Source organism: Fuscovulum blasticum DSM 2131, assembly GCF_003034965.1.
GTDB classification, from domain to species: Bacteria; Pseudomonadota; Alphaproteobacteria; order Rhodobacterales; family Rhodobacteraceae; genus Pseudogemmobacter; species Pseudogemmobacter blasticus.
The window spans coordinates 23,892-41,710 of the sequence record NZ_PZKE01000001.1 but is presented as its reverse complement, the minus strand read 5'-3'; the positions used below and the strand labels follow the sequence as shown (position 1 = coordinate 41,710).

The 17,819-nt window shown below is 66.5% G+C and carries 19 protein-coding genes; 17 read left to right on the top strand and 2 right to left on the bottom strand.

Annotated features, from left to right (window positions below; translation table 11 throughout):
• The first annotated feature begins 14 nt into the window (after positions 1 to 14).
• The 11 genes from C5F44_RS00210 to C5F44_RS17880 all read left to right on the top strand — a co-directional run bounded on the left by C5F44_RS00210 (position 15) and on the right by C5F44_RS17880 (position 12,469).
• A complete protein-coding gene (locus tag C5F44_RS00210; protein WP_235822468.1) occupies positions 15 to 818 on the top strand; it encodes an undecaprenyl-diphosphate phosphatase in 804 nt (267 codons plus the stop codon).
• Positions 819 to 1,013: 195 nt separating this feature from the next.
• Positions 1,014 to 2,450, top strand: a complete 1,437-nt coding sequence (locus C5F44_RS00205; protein ID WP_107671493.1) for an NAD(P)-dependent oxidoreductase — start codon at positions 1,014 to 1,016, stop codon at positions 2,448 to 2,450.
• Positions 2,451 to 2,517: 67 nt separating this feature from the next.
• Complete coding sequence (locus C5F44_RS00200) at positions 2,518 to 3,216, top strand: hypothetical protein (RefSeq protein ID WP_107671492.1); 699 nt, start codon at positions 2,518 to 2,520, stop codon at positions 3,214 to 3,216.
• Positions 3,213 to 3,923, top strand: coding sequence for a hypothetical protein (locus C5F44_RS00195; RefSeq protein ID WP_107671491.1), 711 nt, complete (start codon positions 3,213 to 3,215; stop codon positions 3,921 to 3,923). The genes C5F44_RS00200 and C5F44_RS00195 overlap by 4 nt, the downstream gene beginning before the upstream one ends.
• Positions 3,913 to 4,353 (top strand): GFA family protein, encoded by a 441-nt coding sequence (locus tag C5F44_RS00190; protein ID WP_107671490.1) that lies wholly within the window; start codon positions 3,913 to 3,915, stop codon positions 4,351 to 4,353. Before C5F44_RS00195 ends, C5F44_RS00190 begins: the two co-directional genes overlap by 11 nt.
• A 3-nt stretch (positions 4,354 to 4,356) precedes the next feature.
• Complete coding sequence (gene gltB / locus C5F44_RS00185) at positions 4,357 to 8,895, top strand: glutamate synthase large subunit (protein ID WP_107671489.1); 4,539 nt, start codon at positions 4,357 to 4,359, stop codon at positions 8,893 to 8,895.
• Between the two features lie 151 nt (positions 8,896 to 9,046).
• Complete coding sequence (locus C5F44_RS00180) at positions 9,047 to 9,586, top strand: DUF1269 domain-containing protein (RefSeq protein WP_107671488.1); 540 nt, start codon at positions 9,047 to 9,049, stop codon at positions 9,584 to 9,586.
• A gap of 81 nt (positions 9,587 to 9,667) precedes the next feature.
• A complete protein-coding gene (gene mtgA, locus C5F44_RS00175; protein ID WP_107671487.1) occupies positions 9,668 to 10,417 on the top strand; it encodes a monofunctional biosynthetic peptidoglycan transglycosylase in 750 nt (249 codons plus the stop codon).
• A 68-nt stretch (positions 10,418 to 10,485) separates the two neighbouring features.
• Positions 10,486 to 11,151, top strand: coding sequence for an FtsZ-binding protein FzlA (gene fzlA / locus C5F44_RS00170; RefSeq protein ID WP_107671486.1), 666 nt, complete (start codon positions 10,486 to 10,488; stop codon positions 11,149 to 11,151).
• Positions 11,152 to 11,199: 48 nt separating this feature from the next.
• Positions 11,200 to 12,270 (top strand): tRNA epoxyqueuosine(34) reductase QueG, encoded by a 1,071-nt coding sequence (gene queG / locus C5F44_RS00165; protein ID WP_107671485.1) that lies wholly within the window; start codon positions 11,200 to 11,202, stop codon positions 12,268 to 12,270.
• Between the two features lie 31 nt (positions 12,271 to 12,301).
• The gene (locus C5F44_RS17880; RefSeq protein WP_164681950.1) at positions 12,302 to 12,469 is read left to right on the top strand and encodes a hypothetical protein; all 168 of its coding nucleotides are present in this window, start codon (positions 12,302 to 12,304) and stop codon (positions 12,467 to 12,469) included.
• A 21-nt stretch (positions 12,470 to 12,490) separates the two neighbouring features.
• Here C5F44_RS17880 and C5F44_RS00160 read toward each other — a convergent pair whose 3' ends face one another.
• The gene (locus C5F44_RS00160; RefSeq protein WP_107671484.1) at positions 12,491 to 12,922 is read right to left on the bottom strand and encodes a MarR family winged helix-turn-helix transcriptional regulator; all 432 of its coding nucleotides are present in this window, start codon (positions 12,920 to 12,922) and stop codon (positions 12,491 to 12,493) included.
• Between the two features lie 107 nt (positions 12,923 to 13,029).
• Between C5F44_RS00160 and C5F44_RS00155 the strand changes: the two genes are divergently transcribed.
• Positions 13,030 to 13,458, top strand: a complete 429-nt coding sequence (locus tag C5F44_RS00155) for an organic hydroperoxide resistance protein (RefSeq protein ID WP_107671483.1) — start codon at positions 13,030 to 13,032, stop codon at positions 13,456 to 13,458.
• A gap of 84 nt (positions 13,459 to 13,542) precedes the next feature.
• Here the strand turns inward: C5F44_RS00155 and C5F44_RS00150 are convergent, their stop codons facing one another.
• Entirely contained in the window at positions 13,543 to 14,409 is an 867-nt protein-coding gene (locus C5F44_RS00150; RefSeq protein WP_107671482.1) for a branched-chain amino acid aminotransferase, read from the bottom strand.
• 142 nt (positions 14,410 to 14,551) lie between these two features.
• On the opposite strand from C5F44_RS00150, the gene C5F44_RS00145 reads away from it, so the two are divergent.
• Genes C5F44_RS00145 through C5F44_RS00125 form a run of 5 tightly spaced genes read left to right on the top strand, consistent with a single transcriptional unit; the run spans position 14,552 to position 17,813 of the window.
• A complete protein-coding gene (locus tag C5F44_RS00145; protein ID WP_107671481.1) occupies positions 14,552 to 15,046 on the top strand; it encodes a MarR family winged helix-turn-helix transcriptional regulator in 495 nt (164 codons plus the stop codon).
• A gap of 13 nt (positions 15,047 to 15,059) precedes the next feature.
• Positions 15,060 to 15,758 carry a response regulator gene (locus tag C5F44_RS00140; RefSeq protein ID WP_107671480.1) on the top strand — a complete coding sequence of 233 codons (699 nt, stop codon included), beginning with the start codon at positions 15,060 to 15,062 and terminating at the stop codon, positions 15,756 to 15,758.
• Between the two features lie 20 nt (positions 15,759 to 15,778).
• Positions 15,779 to 16,711 (top strand): histone deacetylase family protein, encoded by a 933-nt coding sequence (locus C5F44_RS00135; protein WP_235822467.1) that lies wholly within the window; start codon positions 15,779 to 15,781, stop codon positions 16,709 to 16,711.
• Positions 16,708 to 16,947, top strand: a complete 240-nt coding sequence (locus C5F44_RS00130) for an exodeoxyribonuclease VII small subunit (RefSeq protein ID WP_107671478.1) — start codon at positions 16,708 to 16,710, stop codon at positions 16,945 to 16,947. Before C5F44_RS00135 ends, C5F44_RS00130 begins: the two co-directional genes overlap by 4 nt.
• Entirely contained in the window at positions 16,944 to 17,813 is an 870-nt protein-coding gene (locus C5F44_RS00125) for a polyprenyl synthetase family protein (protein WP_107671477.1), read from the top strand. The genes C5F44_RS00130 and C5F44_RS00125 overlap by 4 nt, the downstream gene beginning before the upstream one ends.
• Positions 17,814 to 17,819 lie beyond the last annotated feature (6 nt).

Here is a 17,819-nt window from a genome sequence, read left to right as displayed (position 1 = left end):
ACCGATAAGGCAGGATGCCCGTGACCTATCTGAACGACATCCTGCTGGGCGTGATCGAAGGGATCACCGAGTTTCTGCCGATTTCCAGCACGGGCCATCTGCTGCTGGCCCAGCACTGGCTGGGCGCGCGGTCGGATACCTATAACATCGTGATCCAGGCCGGCGCGATTCTGGCGGTGACGCTGATCTACTGGCAGCGCATCACCGGGCTTTTGCTGAACTGGCGCCGGCCCGAGAACCGCGACTATCTGATCAAGCTGGGGCTGGCCTTCGGCATCACCGCCGTTCTGGGGCTGCTGGCCAAGAAGCTGGGGTTTGAACTGCCCACCACCATTCAGCCCGTTGCCTGGGCGCTGGTGCTGGGCGGGATCTGGATGATTGCGGCCGAGTATTTCGCCGCCCGCAAGCCGGATTGCACCACCATCACCCTGCGCGTGGCCATTGCCGTCGGCATTGCGCAGGTCGTGGCGGGGGTGTTCCCCGGTCTGTCACGCTCGGGCACCACGATCTTTGTCGCCATGCTGCTGGGCACGTCGAACCGCGCCGCCGCGACCGAGTTTGCCTTTCTGGTGGGCATCCCCACCATGTATGCGGCCAGCGCCTATGAGGTTGCCAAGCAGTTGCAGGCGGGGGCGGCCAGCGAGGACTGGACGGCGCTTGGCGTTGCCTTCATCGCGTCAACCATCACCGCCTTCGTGTCGGTCAAATGGCTGCTGACCTATATCCGCACCCATGATTTCAGGATCTTTGCCTACTATCGCATCGCCTTTGGCGGGCTTTTGCTGGTGCTGGCCGGGGCCGGCCTGATTGCCGCCTGAGGGCGAATCACAGGGCTTTTGCGGGGTGTGCGGGCAGATAGGTAGCACTTGCTGACCTAAAATCTTGCAAAAACTGCTCTGAGCGTTGGCCAAAGCGTAAAAAACCCAAAGATAGGTAAACTATACTGACTTTTATTTCGATTTGGCTGGCTGTAGGAAAACACGCCCGGAGTGCTTGCAAGGGAATGCCCAGCCATGGCCACGCAGAAGATGCTGAAATTCGTGACCGTCGGGAAGGAGACGCCCGAAAAGCGCGACGCCGCCCAGCGCAGCCAGGATTTCGATGAGATCTACCGCGAGTTCGCCGCCCAGAAGGCCGCCGAACAGGCCAGCCGGTGCAGCCAGTGCGGCGTGCCCTATTGCCAGGCGCATTGCCCGCTGCACAACAACATTCCCGACTGGCTGCGCCTGACCGCCGAGGGCCGGTTGCAGGAAGCCTATGAGATCAGCCAGGCGACCAACACCTTCCCCGAGATCTGCGGCCGCATCTGCCCGCAGGACCGGCTGTGCGAAGGCAATTGCGTGATCGAGCAATCGGGCCACGGCACGGTGACGATCGGCGCGGTCGAGAAATACATCACCGATACCGCCTGGGAAAACGGCTGGGTCAAGCCGATCCTGCCGGCGATGGAACGCCCCGAAAGCGTGGGCATCATCGGGGCCGGGCCGGGGGGCCTTGCCGCCGCCGACGTGCTGCGCCGCGCGGGGGTGCAGGTCACGGTCTATGACCGCTATGACCGCGCGGGCGGGCTGCTGACCTATGGGATTCCGGGGTTCAAGCTGGAAAAGCCGGTGGTGATGCAGCGGGTGGAGCAGTTGCGCGCGGCGGGGGTGAATTTCATCCTGAACTGCAACGTGGGCACCGACCTGACCTTCGACGCCATCCGCGGCCAGCATGACGCGGTGCTGATCGCGACGGGCGTGTACAAGGCGCGCGACATCGAGGCGCCGGGGTCCGGGGCGCGCGGCATCGTCAAGGCGCTGGATTACCTGACGGCATCGAACCGCAAGAGCTTTGGCGACGAGGTGGCCGAGTATGATTCGGGCGCGCTGAACGCCAGCGGCAAGCGGGTGGTTGTGGTTGGCGGCGGCGACACGGCGATGGACTGCGTGCGCACCGCCATCCGGCAGGGCGCGCAATCGGTGAAGTGCCTGTATCGCCGCGACCGGGCGAACATGCCCGGCAGCCAGCGCGAAGTGCAGAACGCCGAGGAAGAGGGCGTGGAATTCGTCTGGCTGACCGCGCCGCGCGGCTTCACCGGCGGCACCGAGGTGGAGGGCGTCATCGTGCAGAAGATGCGCCTTGGCGCGCCCGATGCCAGCGGCCGCCAGTCGCCCGAGGTGATCGAGGGCGCCGATTATGTGGAGCCGGCCGATCTGGTGGTGCAGGCGCTGGGCTTCGAGCCGGAAGACCTGCCGGGCCTGTGGGGCGTGCCCGAGCTGGCCGTGACCCGCTGGGGCACCATCAAGGCCGATTTCCGCAGCCACGCGACCAGCCTGCCCGGCGTCTATGCCGTGGGCGACATCGTGCGCGGTGCCAGCCTTGTGGTCTGGGCGATCCGCGACGGGCGCGAGGCGGCCGAGGCGATGCTGGCCTATCTGGCGCAAACCGCCAGCGTGGCCGCGGAATAGGCGCCTTGCCCGCACCTTTCGGGCGGGCAGGGCCATGTGACGACAGACCCCGACCGGGAGCGATGCAATGAAGACGACCCTTGCCCTTGCCCTGATCGCCGGCGCCGCGCTTCCGGCAAAGGCAGAGAACCTGTTCCAGCGGCCGGCCGGCTGCGTTCTTGTGGCGACCGTTCAGGACGATCATTGTGCGGCGCTGAACTATTTTCGGTGCGCGGGCACCGACCCTGTCGTCTTCAGGATGGAAGCCTCCTACGGGGGCGGCAAGGGCGAGGTTCACACCTTTGACGCCAACCATGGCGGGATTGAAATCCTTACGCCGCCGGGTGGGGGCGAATTCAGGCTGAGGGCAACGGGTGACCACCCCCGCGTTGCCGTGGAACGTGGGACCGCGCGCAAGACCGAACAGGCCACCATTTCCAGAGATGGCAAGAGCCAGCAGGCGACGATGGTCATGGTCTATACCTACAGCGGCGAAACGCGGAAGCTTGCGGGCGAGGTGTTCCACCGTTTGACCTATGACAGCACGCTGACCTTTCCCCAATCGGGATCGGAGTTGCACACCTCGGGCAGCGTGCTGTTCAACGACCGGCTGGACCTGCTCGTGAATGAGCTCGAGGTGTCGGACGGGCAGGGCGGGGCGGGCAGGCAGATCAAGCTGAAGTCGCTGGCGCTTGATGGGCAGAAGGGATTTGGCGCGACAAAGCCCAGATTCGGTTGCCATGCTTCGGGCGAACTTGCTGTGCCGCGTCGGGAGGACCACGCATGAAACGTCTTGCCGTTCTTGTTGCCCTACTGCCCGCCCCGGCCCTTGCCGGCACCTGGACCGCGCCCGAGGGGTGCGAGGTGTTCATGACCGTGCAGTCCAAGGGGTGCCGGGTGTCGAACTACTATACCTGCACGCAAGACGCGGCGGGGGATCAGTGGCGGGCGGATTTCGATCAGGAAGGGCTGTTCTTCCGGTCGCGCATCAATGCGGAAGGCGAATGGATCGAAAGCCTTGAGCAGAACCCGCCTGTGCGCCAGACGCTGGACCCCGGCGCGGAAGACCCGGCATCGTTCAGCGAATTGCTGGCCTCGGGCGTGGATACCTATGCCTTCAGCCTGAGCCGCGATGACGGCGGCCATTCCAACGTGATCGGGCTGGACCGGCTGACCGGGCGGACCCGGGTGATCGACGGGCAGACGCTGGAAGAGACCGAGTTCGACTATTCCGAGACCGATGATTTCGGCACGGTGCTGCGCCGGGCGCGCGGCAATGAATACATCAGCCGCGACAAGCGCCTGTTCTTCGCCGGCCCCGGCGAAACCGATCTGGGCGATGGCCAGTGGCTGCCCATTGACGGCAGCCCGGTGGATTTCGCCTTTCCGGGCGACAAGGGCTTTGCCAGCACGCAGCCGATCTATGACTGCGATGCGCTGACGGCCGATGCCGGGCTGCCGCAATCGGTGTGGAGGGCGGGCTATGGCGGATAAGCGCAGCGGCCGGTGCCTGTGCGGCGCGGTCCGGGTGACGGTGACCGACCCGGAACCGCATCTGAACGCCTGCCATTGCAGCATGTGCCGGCGCTGGACGGGGCTGGCCTTCGTCACGCTGGACGTGCCCGAGGGGCAGATCGAGATCGAGGGCGCCGAGGCGGTGAAGGCCTTCACCTCGTCCGACTGGGCGCAGCGGTGCTTTTGCGGCATCTGCGGCAGCACGCTTTGGTATCGGCTGACCGCCCCCGGTGCGCCGACCGATTACTACATGGCGGCGGGCCTGCTGGACGATCTGTCCGGCCTGACGCTGGCCAATGAAATCTACATCGACTGCAAGCCGGAGGCATTCGCCTTTGCCGGCCCCACCCGCCAGATCACGGAAGCCGAGTTTCTTGCGATGCTTCCCCCGCCAGCCGCGAAGGAGTGAGCCATGACGACCTATGATGACGCCTGGGTTCGGGCCGAGGAAGGAAAGCGCGCCTGGCTGGATGCGAACGGTCTTTACAAGGCCGAGGACGAACATTCGTCCTGCGGGGTGGGGCTGGTGGTCTCGATCAGCGGCAAGCCGTCGCGCAAGGTGGTGGAGAACGGGATCAACGCGCTGAAGGCGGTGTGGCACCGGGGCGCGGTGGACGCCGACGGCAAGACGGGCGATGGCGCGGGCATCCATGTGCAGATCCCGGTCAAGTTTTTCTACGACGTGGTGCGCCGCACCGGGCACGAGCCGGACACGAAGAAGCTGATCGCCGTGGGCCAGGTCTTCCTGCCGCGCACCGATTTCGGCGCGCAGGAACGCTGCCGGACCATCGTGGAAACCGAAGTGCTGCGGATGGGCCATTACATCTATGGCTGGCGGCATGTGCCGGTGGACATTTCGGTGCTGGGCGACAAGGCCAATGCGACGCGGCCCGAGATCGAGCAGATCCTGATCCGCTGCGAGAAGGACATCGACCAGGAACAGTTCGAGCGCGAGCTCTACATCATCCGCCGCCGGATCGAGAAGGCCGCAACGGCGGCGGGCATCCAGGGGATGTATCTGTGCAGCCTGTCGTGCCGCAGCATCATCTACAAGGGCATGATGCTGGCCGAGCAGGTTTCGACCTTCTACCCGGATCTTGAGGACGAACGGTTCGAGTCCGCCTTCGCGATCTATCACCAGCGCTACAGCACCAACACCTTCCCGCAGTGGTGGCTGGCGCAGCCGTTCCGGATGCTGGCCCACAATGGCGAGATCAACACGCTGAAGGGCAACGTCAACTGGATGAAGAGCCATGAGATCCGCATGGCCAGCAGCGCCTTTGGCGATGCGGCCGAGGACATCAAGCCGATCATCCCCAGCGGCACGTCGGACAGCGGCGCGCTGGACGCGGTGTTCGAGGTTCTGGTGCGGTCGGGGCGGTCGGCGCCGATGGCCAAGACCATGCTGGTGCCGGAAGCCTGGTCGAAGGCCACCACCAACATGCCCAAGGCCTGGGCCGACATGTATTCCTACTGCAACAGCGTGATCGAGCCCTGGGATGGCCCGGCCGCGCTGGCCATGACCGATGGCCGCTGGGTCTGCGGGGGCTTGGACCGCAACGGGTTGCGCCCGATGCGCTATGTCGTGACCGGCGACGGGATGCTGATCGCCGGGTCGGAAGCGGGCATGGTGCCGGTGGATGAAACCACGGTGCGCGAAAAGGGCGCGCTGGGGCCGGGGCAGATGATCGCGGTCGATATGACCGACGGCAAGCTGTACCACGACACCGAGATCAAGGACCGGCTGGCCAGCCGGCAGCCCTATGGCGAATGGGTGGGCAAGATCGTCGATCTGAACGCCGATCTGGTGCATGTGCCGGAAAAGGCGCTGTTCACCGGGGCCGAGCTGCGCAAGCGCCAGATCGCCGCCGGCTATACGGTGGAAGAGCTGGAAACGATCCTTGCGCCGATGGCCGAGGACGGCAAGGAAACCGTCGCCTCGATGGGGGATGACACGCCGCCGGCGGTGCTGTCCAAGGTCTATCGCCCGCTGTCGCATTATTTCCGGCAGAACTTCAGCCAGGTGACGAACCCGCCCATCGACAGCCTTCGCGAAGGCCGGGTGATGAGCCTGAAGACGCGGTTCGGCAACCTGCGCAACGTGCTGGACGAGCGCAACAGCCAGACCGAGATTCTGGTGCTGGAAAGCCCGTTCATTGCCAATGCCGAGTTCGAGGTGCTGGTGCAGCGCTTTGGCGACCAGGTGGCCTATATCGACTGCACCTTCCCGGTGGCCGAGGGCCATGACGACCTGCGTCAGGCGCTGGAGCGTATCCGCGCCGAGGCCGAGGATGCCGTGCGCAGCGGCGCGGGGCAGCTTGTGCTGACCGATGAACATCAGGGCCCCGAGAAGGTGGGGATGCCGATGATCCTGGCCACCAGCGCGGTTCATTCCTGGCTGACGCGCAAGGGGCTGCGGACCTTCTGTTCGATCAACGTGCGGTCGGCGGAATGTATCGACCCGCATTATTTCGCGGTGCTGATCGGCAGCGGCGCGACCACGGTCAACGCCTATCTGGCGCAGGATTCGATTGCCGACCGCATTGCGCGCGGTCTGCTGGAGGGCAGCCTGGAAGACGCGATGCGCCGCTACCGCGAGGCGGTGGATGCGGGTCTGCTGAAGATCATGTCCAAGATGGGGATCTCGGTCATCTCGTCCTATCGGGGCGGCCTGAACTTTGAAGCCGTGGGCCTGAGCCGGGCCATGGTGGCGGAATATTTCCCCGGAATGCAAAGCCGGATTTCCGGCATCGGCCTGCATGGCGTGGAGCAGAAGCTGGAAGAGGTTCATGCCAAGGGCTGGCGCGGCGGGCAGGATGTTCTGCCCATCGGCGGGTTCTACAAGGCGCGGCGGTCGGGCGAAAAGCACGCCTGGGAAGCGCAGACCATGCACCTGTTGCAGGCGGCCTGCGACAAGGCCAGCTTCGACATGTGGAAGCAGTTCACCGCCGCGATGCGGGCGAACCCGCCGATCCACCTGCGCGACCTGCTGGACATCAAGGCGCTGGGCAAGCCAGTGCCGATCGAGGAGGTGGAGAGCATCACCTCGATCCGCAAGCGGTTTGTCACGCCGGGGATGAGCCTGGGCGCCCTGAGCCCCGAGGCGCACAAGACGCTGAACGTGGCGATGAACCGGATCGGCGCCAAGAGCGACAGCGGCGAGGGCGGCGAAGACCCGGCGCATTTCCTGCCCGAGCCGAACGGCGACAACCCCAGCGCCAAGATCAAGCAGGTGGCCAGCGGGCGGTTCGGCGTGACCGCCGAATACCTGAACGCCTGCGAGGAGCTGGAAATCAAGGTGGCCCAGGGCGCCAAGCCCGGCGAGGGTGGGCAGTTGCCCGGCATGAAGGTGACGGCGCTGATCGCGCGGCTGCGGCACAGCACGCCGGGCGTGACGCTGATCAGCCCGCCGCCGCACCATGACATCTATTCGATCGAAGACCTGGCGCAACTGATCTACGACCTGAAGCAGATCAACCCGCGCGCCAAGGTGACGGTCAAGCTGGTGTCGGCCAGCGGGGTGGGCACCATCGCGGCGGGCGTGGCCAAGGCCAAGGCGGATGTGATCCTGATTTCGGGGCACAACGGCGGCACGGGGGCCAGCCCGGCGACCAGCATCAAATATGCCGGCCTGCCCTGGGAAATGGGGCTGACCGAGGCGCATCAGGTGCTGGCGATGAACAACCTGCGCGAGCGGGTGACGCTGCGCACCGACGGGGGCCTGCGCACCGGGCGCGACATCGTGATGGCGGCGATGATGGGGGCCGAGGAATACGGCATCGGCACCGCCGCGCTGATCGCCATGGGCTGCATCATGGTGCGTCAGTGCCAGTCGAACACCTGCCCGGTGGGCGTCTGCACCCAGAACGAGGCGCTGCGCGCCAAGTTCAGCGGCAGCGCCGACAAGGTGGTGAACCTGATCACCTTCTATGCGCAGGAAGTGCGGGAAATCCTGGCGCAGATCGGCGCGCGGTCGATGGACGAGATCATCGGCCGGGCCGACCTGCTGACGCAGGTCAGCCGGGGCCATGCCGATCTGGATGACCTTGACCTGAACCCGCTGCTGATCAGCGTGGATGGCACCAACCGGATCACCTATGACCGTTCGAAGCCGCGCAATGCGGTGCCCGACACGCTGGATGCCGAGATCATCAAGGACGGTCATCGCTTCTTTGAAGACGGCGAGAAGATGCAGCTTTCCTATGCGGTGCGGAACACCCACCGCACCATCGGAACGCGGGCGTCCAGCCACATTGTCAAGAAGTTCGGCATGAAGAACAGCCTTCAGCCCGACCATCTGACGGTGAAGCTGACCGGGTCTTGCGGGCAGTCTCTGGGCGCCTTTGGCGTGCGGGGGCTGAAGATCGAGGTGATGGGCGATGCCAACGACTATGTTGGCAAGGGCCTGTCGGGCGCCACGATCACGGTGCGGCCGCTGATGTCTTCGCCGCTGAAGGCCGAGGAGAACACCATCATCGGCAATACGGTGCTGTATGGCGCGACCGACGGCTTCCTGTTCGCGGCGGGCCGGGCGGGCGAACGCTTCGCGGTGCGCAATTCGGGCGCGACGGTGGTGGTGGAAGGCTGCGGGTCGAACGGTTGCGAATACATGACCGGCGGGGTGGCGGTGATTCTGGGCCGGATCGGCGCCAACTTCGGTGCCGGCATGACCGGGGGCATGGCCTATGTCTACGACCCGAAGGGCGTGGCCGAGGATTTCGTCAACCTGGAAAGCCTGGTTACCTGCGGCATCGGCCACCCGCATTGGGAGGCGCAACTGAAGGGCCTGATCGAGCGGCACGCCGAGGAAACCGGGTCGAAGCTGGCGCAGCGCATCCTGGCCGAGTGGGAGAGCGAGAAGCGCAACTTCCTTCAGGTCTGCCCGAAGGAGATGGTGCCGCTGCTGTCGCACCCGTTGTCGGACGAGCCGGTCAAGGTGCCGGCGGAATAACCCGAGCGGAACACCAGGACAGGGCCCCTTCGGGGGCCCTTTTCCATGGCGGCCCGGCCACGCAGGCGTGAGGTGCCTTTTCGCCCCGGACAGGGTTACACTTGGTCGCGAAGCGGGCCGGGGGGCCTGCGAACAGCGGAAGGATGCGAACATGTCGGATCTGGTGATTGTCGCCTTTCAGGACGAGGCCACGGCCTTCGAGGCGCGGGCCGAACTGGTGCGCCTGCAGAAGGAATATCTGATCGAGATGGAGGATGCGGTTGTCGTCACCCGCAACGAGGCGGGCGAGGTCAAGCTGCACCAGGCGGTGAACCTGACGGCGGCGGGGGCGGTCAGCGGCGGCATGTTCGGAATGCTGATCGGCCTGCTGTTCCTGAACCCCATCCTGGGGGCTGCGGCGGGCGCCGGTGCCGGTGCCCTGTCGGGCGCGCTGAGCGATGCGGGGATCGACGACACCTTCCTGAAGGATATTGGCCAGTCGCTGGACAAGGGCCAGTCGGCGGTGGCGGTGCTGATCCGCAAGATGACGGCGGACAAGCTGCTGGCGCGGATGGACAAGTTCCGGGCCAAGGGCCGGGTGATCCAGACATCGCTGAGCGGCGAGGCCGAGGCGAAGCTGCGCGAGGTGCTGGAGCGGACCCACCCGATGGGCACGGCCGAGCCGCAACTGGGCGGCAATACGCGCGCCTGACCGCCGGCCCGGCCGGGCGCGCGGCTTTGGCGCGGCCCGGCAGGCTTGACCCCGGCGCGGGCTTGGGGCCTATGCTGCCCCATGGCCGAGACGACCGCCGAGAAAAAGCCCCGCCGCAAGACGGCGAAAAAGGCGGAGCCCCCGCCAGAGGCGACACCGCCGCGCTGGCGGCAGGCGCTGGTTTGGGCCGGGCGCATTGCCGGCGGGGTGTTCGCCTTTTACACGCTGCTGATCGTGCTGTTCGCCTTCCTGCCGCCGCCGATCAACCTGTACCAGATGGGCGAACGCTTCCGTCTGGGCGGGATCGAGAAGGACTGGGTAAGCTGGGACGAGATCGCGCCGGTGATGGCGCGGTCGGCCGTGGCGGCGGAGGATGCGAATTTCTGCCTGCACTGGGGCTTTGACATGACGGCGATCCGGCTGGCCATTGAAGAGGGCAGCAACCGCGGCGCCTCGACCATCAGCCAGCAGGTGACGAAGAACGTGTTTCTCTGGCAGGGGCGCAATTATTTCCGCAAGGCGCTGGAGGCGGCGCTGACCCCGGCGGTGGAGCTGGTCTGGACCAAGCGGCGCATCCTGCTGGTCTATCTGAACGTGGCCGAGTTCGACGAGGGTGTGTTCGGCGTGCAGGCGGCGGCGCAGCATTACTTTGGCGTCGATGCCAAGGATCTGTCGGCCTTGCAGGCGGCCCGGCTGGCGGCGGTGCTGCCCGATCCGAAAGGGCGCGATGCGGCCAAGCCTTCGGCCTTTGTCAAGAAACGGACGCGGGCCATCATCTCGGGCGCCGAGACGATTGCCGCCGACGGAAGATCCGCCTGTTTCGAGGGCTAGACCCGCGCGGGGATTGAAACGACCCCGCCCGCGCGGCTAGGAAGGGGCAACACCCGGGAAACCTTCGCATGAACCGTCTTTATCACGTTCCGCTTTCGCCATTCTGCCGCAAGGTGCGCCTGACGCTGGCCGAAAAGCGGATCGAGGTGGAATTGGTCGAGGAACGCTACTGGGAACCCTCGCCCGATTTCCTGCGCCGCAACCCGGCCGGCAAGGTGCCGGTGCTGCGGCTGGAGAACCGGACGCTGAGCGAAAGCCAGGCGATCTGCGAATATCTTGAGGAAACGGTGCCCAGCCCGCCGCTGATGCCACGCGACCCCGATTCGCGGTTCGAGGTGCGGCGGCTGTGCGCCTGGTTCGACGACAAGTTCCATTCCGAAGTGACCTCGAAGCTGCTGTACGAGCGGGTGAACAAGAAGCTGACGGGGCAGGGCTACCCGGATTCGAAGAACGTCAAGACCGGGGCGAACCGTATCAAGTATCATCTGGATTATCTGGCCTGGCTGCTGGACCAGCGGCGTTGGCTGGCGGGCAACGAGATGACGCTGGCCGATTTTACCGCGGCGGCGCATCTGTCCTGTCTGGACTATATCAGCGATGTGGACTGGAACCGTTCGGCGGTGGTCAAGGACTGGTATGCCAAGATCAAGTCGCGCCCCAGTTTCCGGCCCTTGCTGGCCGATCAGGTGCCGGGCTTTCCGCCGCCGGCGCATTATGCCGATCTGGATTTCTGATCCCCGGCCCCGGGGCGCTGCCCCGGACCCCGGGGTATTTGCGCCAAGATGAAGCGGCGGTTGCACGATCAGGCGCTGGCCGAAGGGTTTTCGGCCATGGGCATCTGCCGGCCCGATGCCATTCCGCAGGCGGCGGGGCAGTTGCGCGCCTTTCTGGCGCAGGGGCGGCATGGCCAGATGCAGTGGATGGCCGAACGCGAGGGTTGGCGCGGCAACCCGGCGGCGCTGTGGCCCGAGGCGCGGTCTGTCATCATGCTGGCCGAACTGTACACGCCCGAGGGCGACCCGCTGGCGGGGCACGGGCAGGCCGGGCGGGGCGTGGTCAGCGCCTATGCGCAGGGCAAGGATTACCATGATCTGGTCAAGCGGCGGCTGAAGCGGCTGGGGCGCTGGCTGATCGACCAGGCGGCGAGGCAGGGGACGGCCTGCGAGATCAAGGTGTTTGTGGACACCGCGCCGGTGATGGAAAAGCCGCTGGCGCAGGCGGCGGGGCTGGGCTGGCAGGGCAAGCATACCAACCTGTTGTCGCGTGATCTGGGCAACTGGTTCTTTCTGGGCGCGATCTTCACCACGCTGGAGCTGGAGCCGGATGCGCCCGAGATCAGCCATTGCGGCAGTTGCACGGGCTGTCTGGACGCCTGCCCGACGGCGGCCTTTCCGGCGCCCTATCAACTGGATGCGCGGCGCTGCATTTCCTATCTGACGATCGAACATGACGGGCCGGTTGCGCCCGAGCTGCGGGCGCTGATGGGCAACCGGGTCTATGGCTGCGACGATTGTCTGGCCGCCTGCCCGTGGAACAAGTTTGCCCGGGCCGCGCGCGAGATCGGCTATGCGCCGCGGGTGGGCCTGCCGGAACTGGCCGATCTGGCGGGGCTGGACGATGCAGCCTTTCGCGCGCGGTTTGCCGGAAGCCCGGTCAAGCGGATCGGGCGCAACCGGATGGTGCGCAACGCGCTTTATGCCATTGGCAATTCGGGCGAGGCGGCGCTGGCGCCGGTGGCGGCGGGCCTGACGGGCGACGCCGACCCCACGGTGGCCGAGGCCGCGCGCTGGGCGCTGGGCCAACTGTCGCAACCGCAGGATGCACGGGTGGGGTTTGCCGGCGAATCATGCTAGGGTGGCCTGCAGCAGCATGAGGAGACAGACCATGTCGAAACATCTGGCAGATCATCAGAAGGCCCCGACCAGCGGGCGGGTGAAGCATTTCCTGCGGCTGGCGCGGTCGGCCCGGGAAACCTGGCACCAGCCGCGCAAGGCGGCCGGAGCGGCCCGTCTGGCGCAGTTCCTGCGGATCGAGCGCGGCCGGACGGCCTGAGCGCGGACCCGGCGGGGACTGTCAGCCCCTGGCTGGTTTCAGCCGGTCGCGCAGGGCTGAGAGGATGTCGCGCAGATCGGTGATTTCGGCCAGATCGAGGCCGGTCTTTTCGCCAAAGGCGCGCGGCACCCCGGCGGCGCGTTCGGCCAGTGCCCGGCCTTCGTCTGTCAGCGACAGGCGCACCTGACGTTCGTCACGGTCATCGCGGCGGCGGGACAGCCAGCCCGCCGCCTCCATCCGCTTCAGCAGCGGGGTCAGCGTGTTGGATTCCAGCCGCAGGTCGGCGCCCAACTCGCTGACCGTCTGGTCGCCACGGGCGGCAAGGGCGCTGAGCGCGAGATATTGCGGATAGGTCAGGCCCAGCGGTTCCAGCAGGGGCGCATAGGCGGCGTGCATGGCATGGGCCGCGGAATGCAGCGCAAAGCAAAGCATGTCGGGTGGGGCGAGGGCCATGCAGGTATTTTATATCGCGCGCGATGCAAGCGCAAGCGATTGACAGCGATGCGATTCGGGGGTAATTAGATCGCACACGATTAAATCGAACACGACAGGAGAAGCCGATGACCGTGGATGCAAAATACTGGACCGAGGCCAAGGCCACCGGCGGCGGGCGCAACGGCCTGACCACGCTGGTCAACGGGCAACTGACCATGACGCTGGCCAGCCCCAAGGAGCTGGGCGGTTCGGGCCTGGGCCACAACCCGGAAGAGCTGTTCGCGCTGGGCTATTCCGCTTGCTACCTGGGTGCGATGCGCTTTGCGGCTTCGTCGGAAAAGCTGGGCACGGTGCCGGACGATGCCACGGTGAATGCCCATGTCGGCATTGGCCCGCGCTCGGACGGCGGCTTTGGCCTGAAGGTGCGGCTGGTGGTCAGCCTGCCGGGGCTTGACCGCGCGGTGGCGGAAAAGATCGTCGAACGCGGCCATTTCATCTGCCCCTATTCCAACGCGACCAAGGGCAATATCGAGGTTGTGACCGAACTGGCCTGATCCTGACGGCGCGCAACGCGCCGTGGGGAAAGCAAACGCCCGGGCCTTTCGGTCCGGGCGTTTCTGTTCAGGGGCTGGCGGGGATCAGGCCCGGACCAGTTTTTCGTATTCGGTCGCCACGCGGCGGGTCAGGTCGCCGACTTCGAAGGTCCAGGTGCCGATCTGGCCCACGGGGGTGACTTCGGCGGCGGTGCCGGTCAGCCAGCACTGTTCGAAGCCTTCCAGTTCATGCGCCTCGATTTGGCGTTCGTGAACCTTGACCTGCATGTCGCGCAACATGCCGATCACGGTTTGCCGGGTGATGCCGTTCAGGATGCAGTCGGGCGCGGGGGTGTGCACTTCGCCGTTCTTCACGAAGAAGATGTTGGCGCCGGTGGCCTCGGCCACATAGCCGCGATAGTCGAACATCATCGCGTCGCTGCAGCCCTTGGCCATGGCGGCGTGCTTGGACATGGTGCAGATCATGTACAGGCCCGAGGCCTTGGCCTCGCACGGGATGGTTTCGGGGCTGGGACGTTTCCATTTCGAGATGTCGAGCTTGGCGCCCTTGAACTTGGCGTCGCCGTAATAGGCGCCCCAGGTCCAGCAGGCGATGGCCAGCCGCACCGGGTTGCCCAGGGACGCGACGCCCATCTCTTCGCCCGCTCCGCGCCAGGCCAGCGCGCGGACATAGGCATCGGTCAGGCCGTTGGCCTGCAGCACCTGTTCCTTGGCGGCGTCGATCTGCGCGGCGGTCCACGGGATGGGCATGTCAAGAAGCTGGCCCGATTTCAGCAGCCGTTCGGAATGTTCGGTCGATTTGAAGATGCGGCCGTTGTAGCAGCGTTCGCCTTCGAAGACGGCGCTGGCATAATGCAGGGCATGGGTCAGGATATGGACGTTCGCGGTCCGCCACTCAACCAGCTTGCCGTCCATCCAGATGAATCCGTCGCGATCGTCATATGATGCCATGATAGGCCCCCTTGTTTTCGAATCTTGCGCGATATTGGTCCACATCGGACATAAAATTGCGTCAAGGCGGCGAATCGCTAGCTTTTATGACTTGGAATGTCAACAAGGCTGACGTAAATTCGATCCGACACGGGAGGATGGCATGGCCGAGGCACCGGGCGGGGAGAACCTGCTTTACCTGACGGACGAACAGTTGCGCAAAGGCATCGAGGCGATGTTCTTTGCCTATCGCGGCTTTACCGCCGACCCGGACCGGATTCTGGAAACGATGGACTATGGCCGCGCGCATCACAGGGCGGTGCATTTCATTCACCGCAGCCCGGGCACCACGGTTTCCAACCTGCTGGCGATCCTGGGGGTGACGAAGCAAAGCCTGAACCGGGTGCTGCGCACGCTGATCGACGAGGGGCAGGTGCGGGTGGAGAAGGGCAAGGTCGATGCGCGCGAGCGGCACCTGTACCTGACCGCCAAGGGCGCCGAGCTGGAACGGTCGCTGTCCGACGCGCAGCGGGCGCGGATGCGGGCGGCCTATCGCGCGGCGGGGCCGCAGGCGGTGCAGGGTTTCCGGCAGGTGCTTGAGGCGATGATGGACCCGGAAATGCGGGTGCAATATAGCCGGTTGAAGGATGGCACCTGAAGGAGGGCCGGGCATGACAGAGGCGCTGGCGCATCTGCTGGTTGTCGATGACGACGAACGCATCCGGGGGCTGTTGCAGAAGTTCCTGTTGCGCAACGGCTATCTGGTGACGGCGGCGCGTGACGCGGCGCAGGCGCGCAAGCTGCTGGCGGGGCTGGAGTTCGATCTGATCGTGCTGGACGTGATGATGCCGGGCGACGACGGCATCACCCTGACACGCGAATTGCGCCGCCGGATGCAGACGCCCATCCTGCTGCTGACGGCGCGGGGCGAGGCGGCGAACCGGATCGAGGGGTTCGAGGCGGGGGCGGATGACTATCTGGTCAAGCCGTTCGAGCCGAAGGAGCTGTTGCTGCGGGTGGGCGCGATCCTGCGGCGGGTGCCGCAGGTGCGGGCGGCGGACCCGGCGCCCAAGGTGCTGCATCTGGGGGCGGTGCGCTATGACATGGACCGGGGCGAGCTGTGGCGCGGCACCGATCCGGTGCGGCTGACGGCGACCGAGGCGGCGCTGATGCGGCTGTTCGCCGCCATGCCGGGCGCCGCGATCAGCCGCGAGCGGCTGGTGGCCGACCTGGGCCGCGAGGATGCGGCGCAAGAGCGGGCGGTGGATGTGCAGATCACCCGGCTGCGGCGCAAGATCGAGGATGATCCGAAGGCGCCGCGCTATCTGCAGACGGTGCGCGGCGAAGGCTATATGCTGGCGCCGGACTGAGCGGGCAGGCGCCGGGGTATTTGCGCCAACTGGAAGGAGCGGGCGTGCTGGTCTTTACCCATGCCGATTGTGACGGCCATGTCACGCCGCCGGGCCACCCCGAGCGGGTGGAGCGGCTGCGCGCGGTTGAGGCCGGGCTGGAGGGGCTGGCGGTTGAACGGCGGGACTGTCCGCCGGGGAACGAGGCCGAGGTGCTGCGCTGCCACCCGGCGGGGTATCTGGCGCGGGTGAAGCTGGCGGTGCCGGCGGACGGCTGGGCGCAGCTTGACGGCGACACCTTCCTTGCGCCGGGGTCGCACCGGGCGGCAATGCGGGCGGTGGGCGGCATCTGCGCGGCGGTGGATGCGGTGGTGGCGGGCGAGGCGGGGGCGGCCTTTGTCGCGGCGCGGCCGCCGGGCCACCATGCCGAAACCGCGCAGGCGATGGGGTTCTGCCTGTATGGCACGGTGGCGATCGGGGCGAAGCGCGCGCTGGACCATCACGGGCTGGCCCGGGTGGCGGTGGTGGATTTCGACGTGCATCACGGCAATGGCACGCAGGATTTGCTGTGGGACGAGGCGCGCTGCCTGTTTGCCAGCAGCCACCAGCGGCCGCTGTTCCCCGGCACCGGCGCCCCCGAGGAGCGCGGCGCGCATGGCCAGGTGCTGAACCTGCCGCTGCGCGCGGGCAGCGACGGGGCGGCGATGCGGGCGGCATATGAGCGGGTGATCCTGCCGGCGCTGGCCGACTGGCGGCCCGATCTGGTGCTTGTCAGCGCCGGGTTCGATGCCCATGCCGCCGATCCGCTGGCCGGGCTGGCGTGGCAGGCCGAGGATTTTCGCTGGCTCGCGGCAGGGTTGTGGGAAGCGGCGGGGGGACGCATGGTATCTGCGTTGGAAGGCGGCTATGATCTGGATGCGCTTGCGGCCTCGGTCGCGGCCTATGTGGGCGAAATGACAAGGCTTTCAGCATGAGTGACAAACCCGTATCGGAAATGAGCTTCGAAGAGGCGATGGCGGCGCTGGAAGGCGTGGTGTCGCAGCTTGAACGGGGCGAGGTGGCGCTGGAGCAATCCATCGCGCTGTATGAACGCGGGGCGGCGCTGAAGGCGCATTGCGGCGCCAAGCTGGCTGAGGCGGAAGCCAAGGTCGAGATGATCCGCAGCGCGGAAGGCAAGGTCACGGGCACGGTGCCCGCGGAGGGGCTGTGAGTTTCACCGCGCAACTGACGGCCGATGCCGCCCGGATCGAGGCGCATCTGAATTCGGTTCTGGCGGGCAAGCCCGACCAGCCGGTGGTGCAGGCGATGCGCTATGCGGTGCAGGGCGGCAAGCGGCTGCGCGGGTTCCTTGTGCTGGAATCGGCGCGGATGCTGGGCCTGCCCGAGGCGCAGGCGCTGCCGGCGGCGGCGGCGGTGGAATGTCTGCACGCCTACAGTCTTGTGCATGACGACATGCCCTGCATGGACAATGACGACCTGCGCCGCGGCCTGCCCACGGTGCATGTGAAATGGGACGAGGCGACGGCGGTTCTGGCGGGCGATGCCCTGCAGACGCTGGCGTTCGAACTGCTGTGCGACCCGGTGGCCGGCCCGGCCGAGGTGCGGATCGGGCTGGTGCAGGCGCTGGCGCAGGCCAGCGGGGCCGAAGGCATGGTGCTGGGGCAGGCGCTGGACATTGCCGCCGAAACCGCCGGCCGCCCGCTGACGCTGGACGAGATCACCGCCTTGCAGGCAGGCAAGACCGGCGCGCTGATCCGGTTTTCCGCCGAGGCGGGGGCGATTCTGGCGCAGGCCGACCGGGCGCCGTTGCGGACCTATGCCACGGCGCTGGGCCTGGCCTTCCAGATTGCCGACGACATTCTGGACGTGACCGGCGATGCCACCACCGCCGGCAAGCGCGTGGGCAAGGACCAGGCGGCGGGCAAGGCAACCTTTGTCTCGCTGCTGGGGCTGGACGGCGCGCGGGCCAAGGCGGCGGACCTTGTGTCGCAGGCGGCGGCGGCGCTGTCGCCCTATGGTGCGGCGGCGGCGAAGCTGATAGCCGCAGCCGAATTCACCATCCACCGCCGGAACTGACCGCCC

Coding starts and splice junctions, on each gene's coding strand:
- C5F44_RS00160 (WP_107671484.1), bottom strand. CDS start 12,922: ATGGCCCTCGCCCCACCCGACATGCTTTGCTTTGCGCTGCATTCCGCG.
- queG (WP_107671485.1), top strand. CDS start 11,200: ATGAAGCGGCGGTTGCACGATCAGGCGCTGGCCGAAGGGTTTTCGGCC.
- C5F44_RS00140 (WP_107671480.1), top strand. CDS start 15,060: ATGACAGAGGCGCTGGCGCATCTGCTGGTTGTCGATGACGACGAACGC.
- C5F44_RS00205 (WP_107671493.1), top strand. CDS start 1,014: ATGGCCACGCAGAAGATGCTGAAATTCGTGACCGTCGGGAAGGAGACG.
- C5F44_RS00180 (WP_107671488.1), top strand. CDS start 9,047: ATGTCGGATCTGGTGATTGTCGCCTTTCAGGACGAGGCCACGGCCTTC.
- C5F44_RS00195 (WP_107671491.1), top strand. CDS start 3,213: ATGAAACGTCTTGCCGTTCTTGTTGCCCTACTGCCCGCCCCGGCCCTT.
- C5F44_RS00145 (WP_107671481.1), top strand. CDS start 14,552: ATGGCCGAGGCACCGGGCGGGGAGAACCTGCTTTACCTGACGGACGAA.
- gltB (WP_107671489.1), top strand. CDS start 4,357: ATGACGACCTATGATGACGCCTGGGTTCGGGCCGAGGAAGGAAAGCGC.
- mtgA (WP_107671487.1), top strand. CDS start 9,668: ATGGCCGAGACGACCGCCGAGAAAAAGCCCCGCCGCAAGACGGCGAAA.
- C5F44_RS00155 (WP_107671483.1), top strand. CDS start 13,030: ATGACCGTGGATGCAAAATACTGGACCGAGGCCAAGGCCACCGGCGGC.
- fzlA (WP_107671486.1), top strand. CDS start 10,486: ATGAACCGTCTTTATCACGTTCCGCTTTCGCCATTCTGCCGCAAGGTG.
- C5F44_RS00210 (WP_235822468.1), top strand. CDS start 15: ATGCCCGTGACCTATCTGAACGACATCCTGCTGGGCGTGATCGAAGGG.
- C5F44_RS00190 (WP_107671490.1), top strand. CDS start 3,913: ATGGCGGATAAGCGCAGCGGCCGGTGCCTGTGCGGCGCGGTCCGGGTG.
- C5F44_RS17880 (WP_164681950.1), top strand. CDS start 12,302: ATGTCGAAACATCTGGCAGATCATCAGAAGGCCCCGACCAGCGGGCGG.
- C5F44_RS00200 (WP_107671492.1), top strand. CDS start 2,518: ATGAAGACGACCCTTGCCCTTGCCCTGATCGCCGGCGCCGCGCTTCCG.
- C5F44_RS00150 (WP_107671482.1), bottom strand. CDS start 14,409: ATGGCATCATATGACGATCGCGACGGATTCATCTGGATGGACGGCAAG.
- C5F44_RS00130 (WP_107671478.1), top strand. CDS start 16,708: ATGAGTGACAAACCCGTATCGGAAATGAGCTTCGAAGAGGCGATGGCG.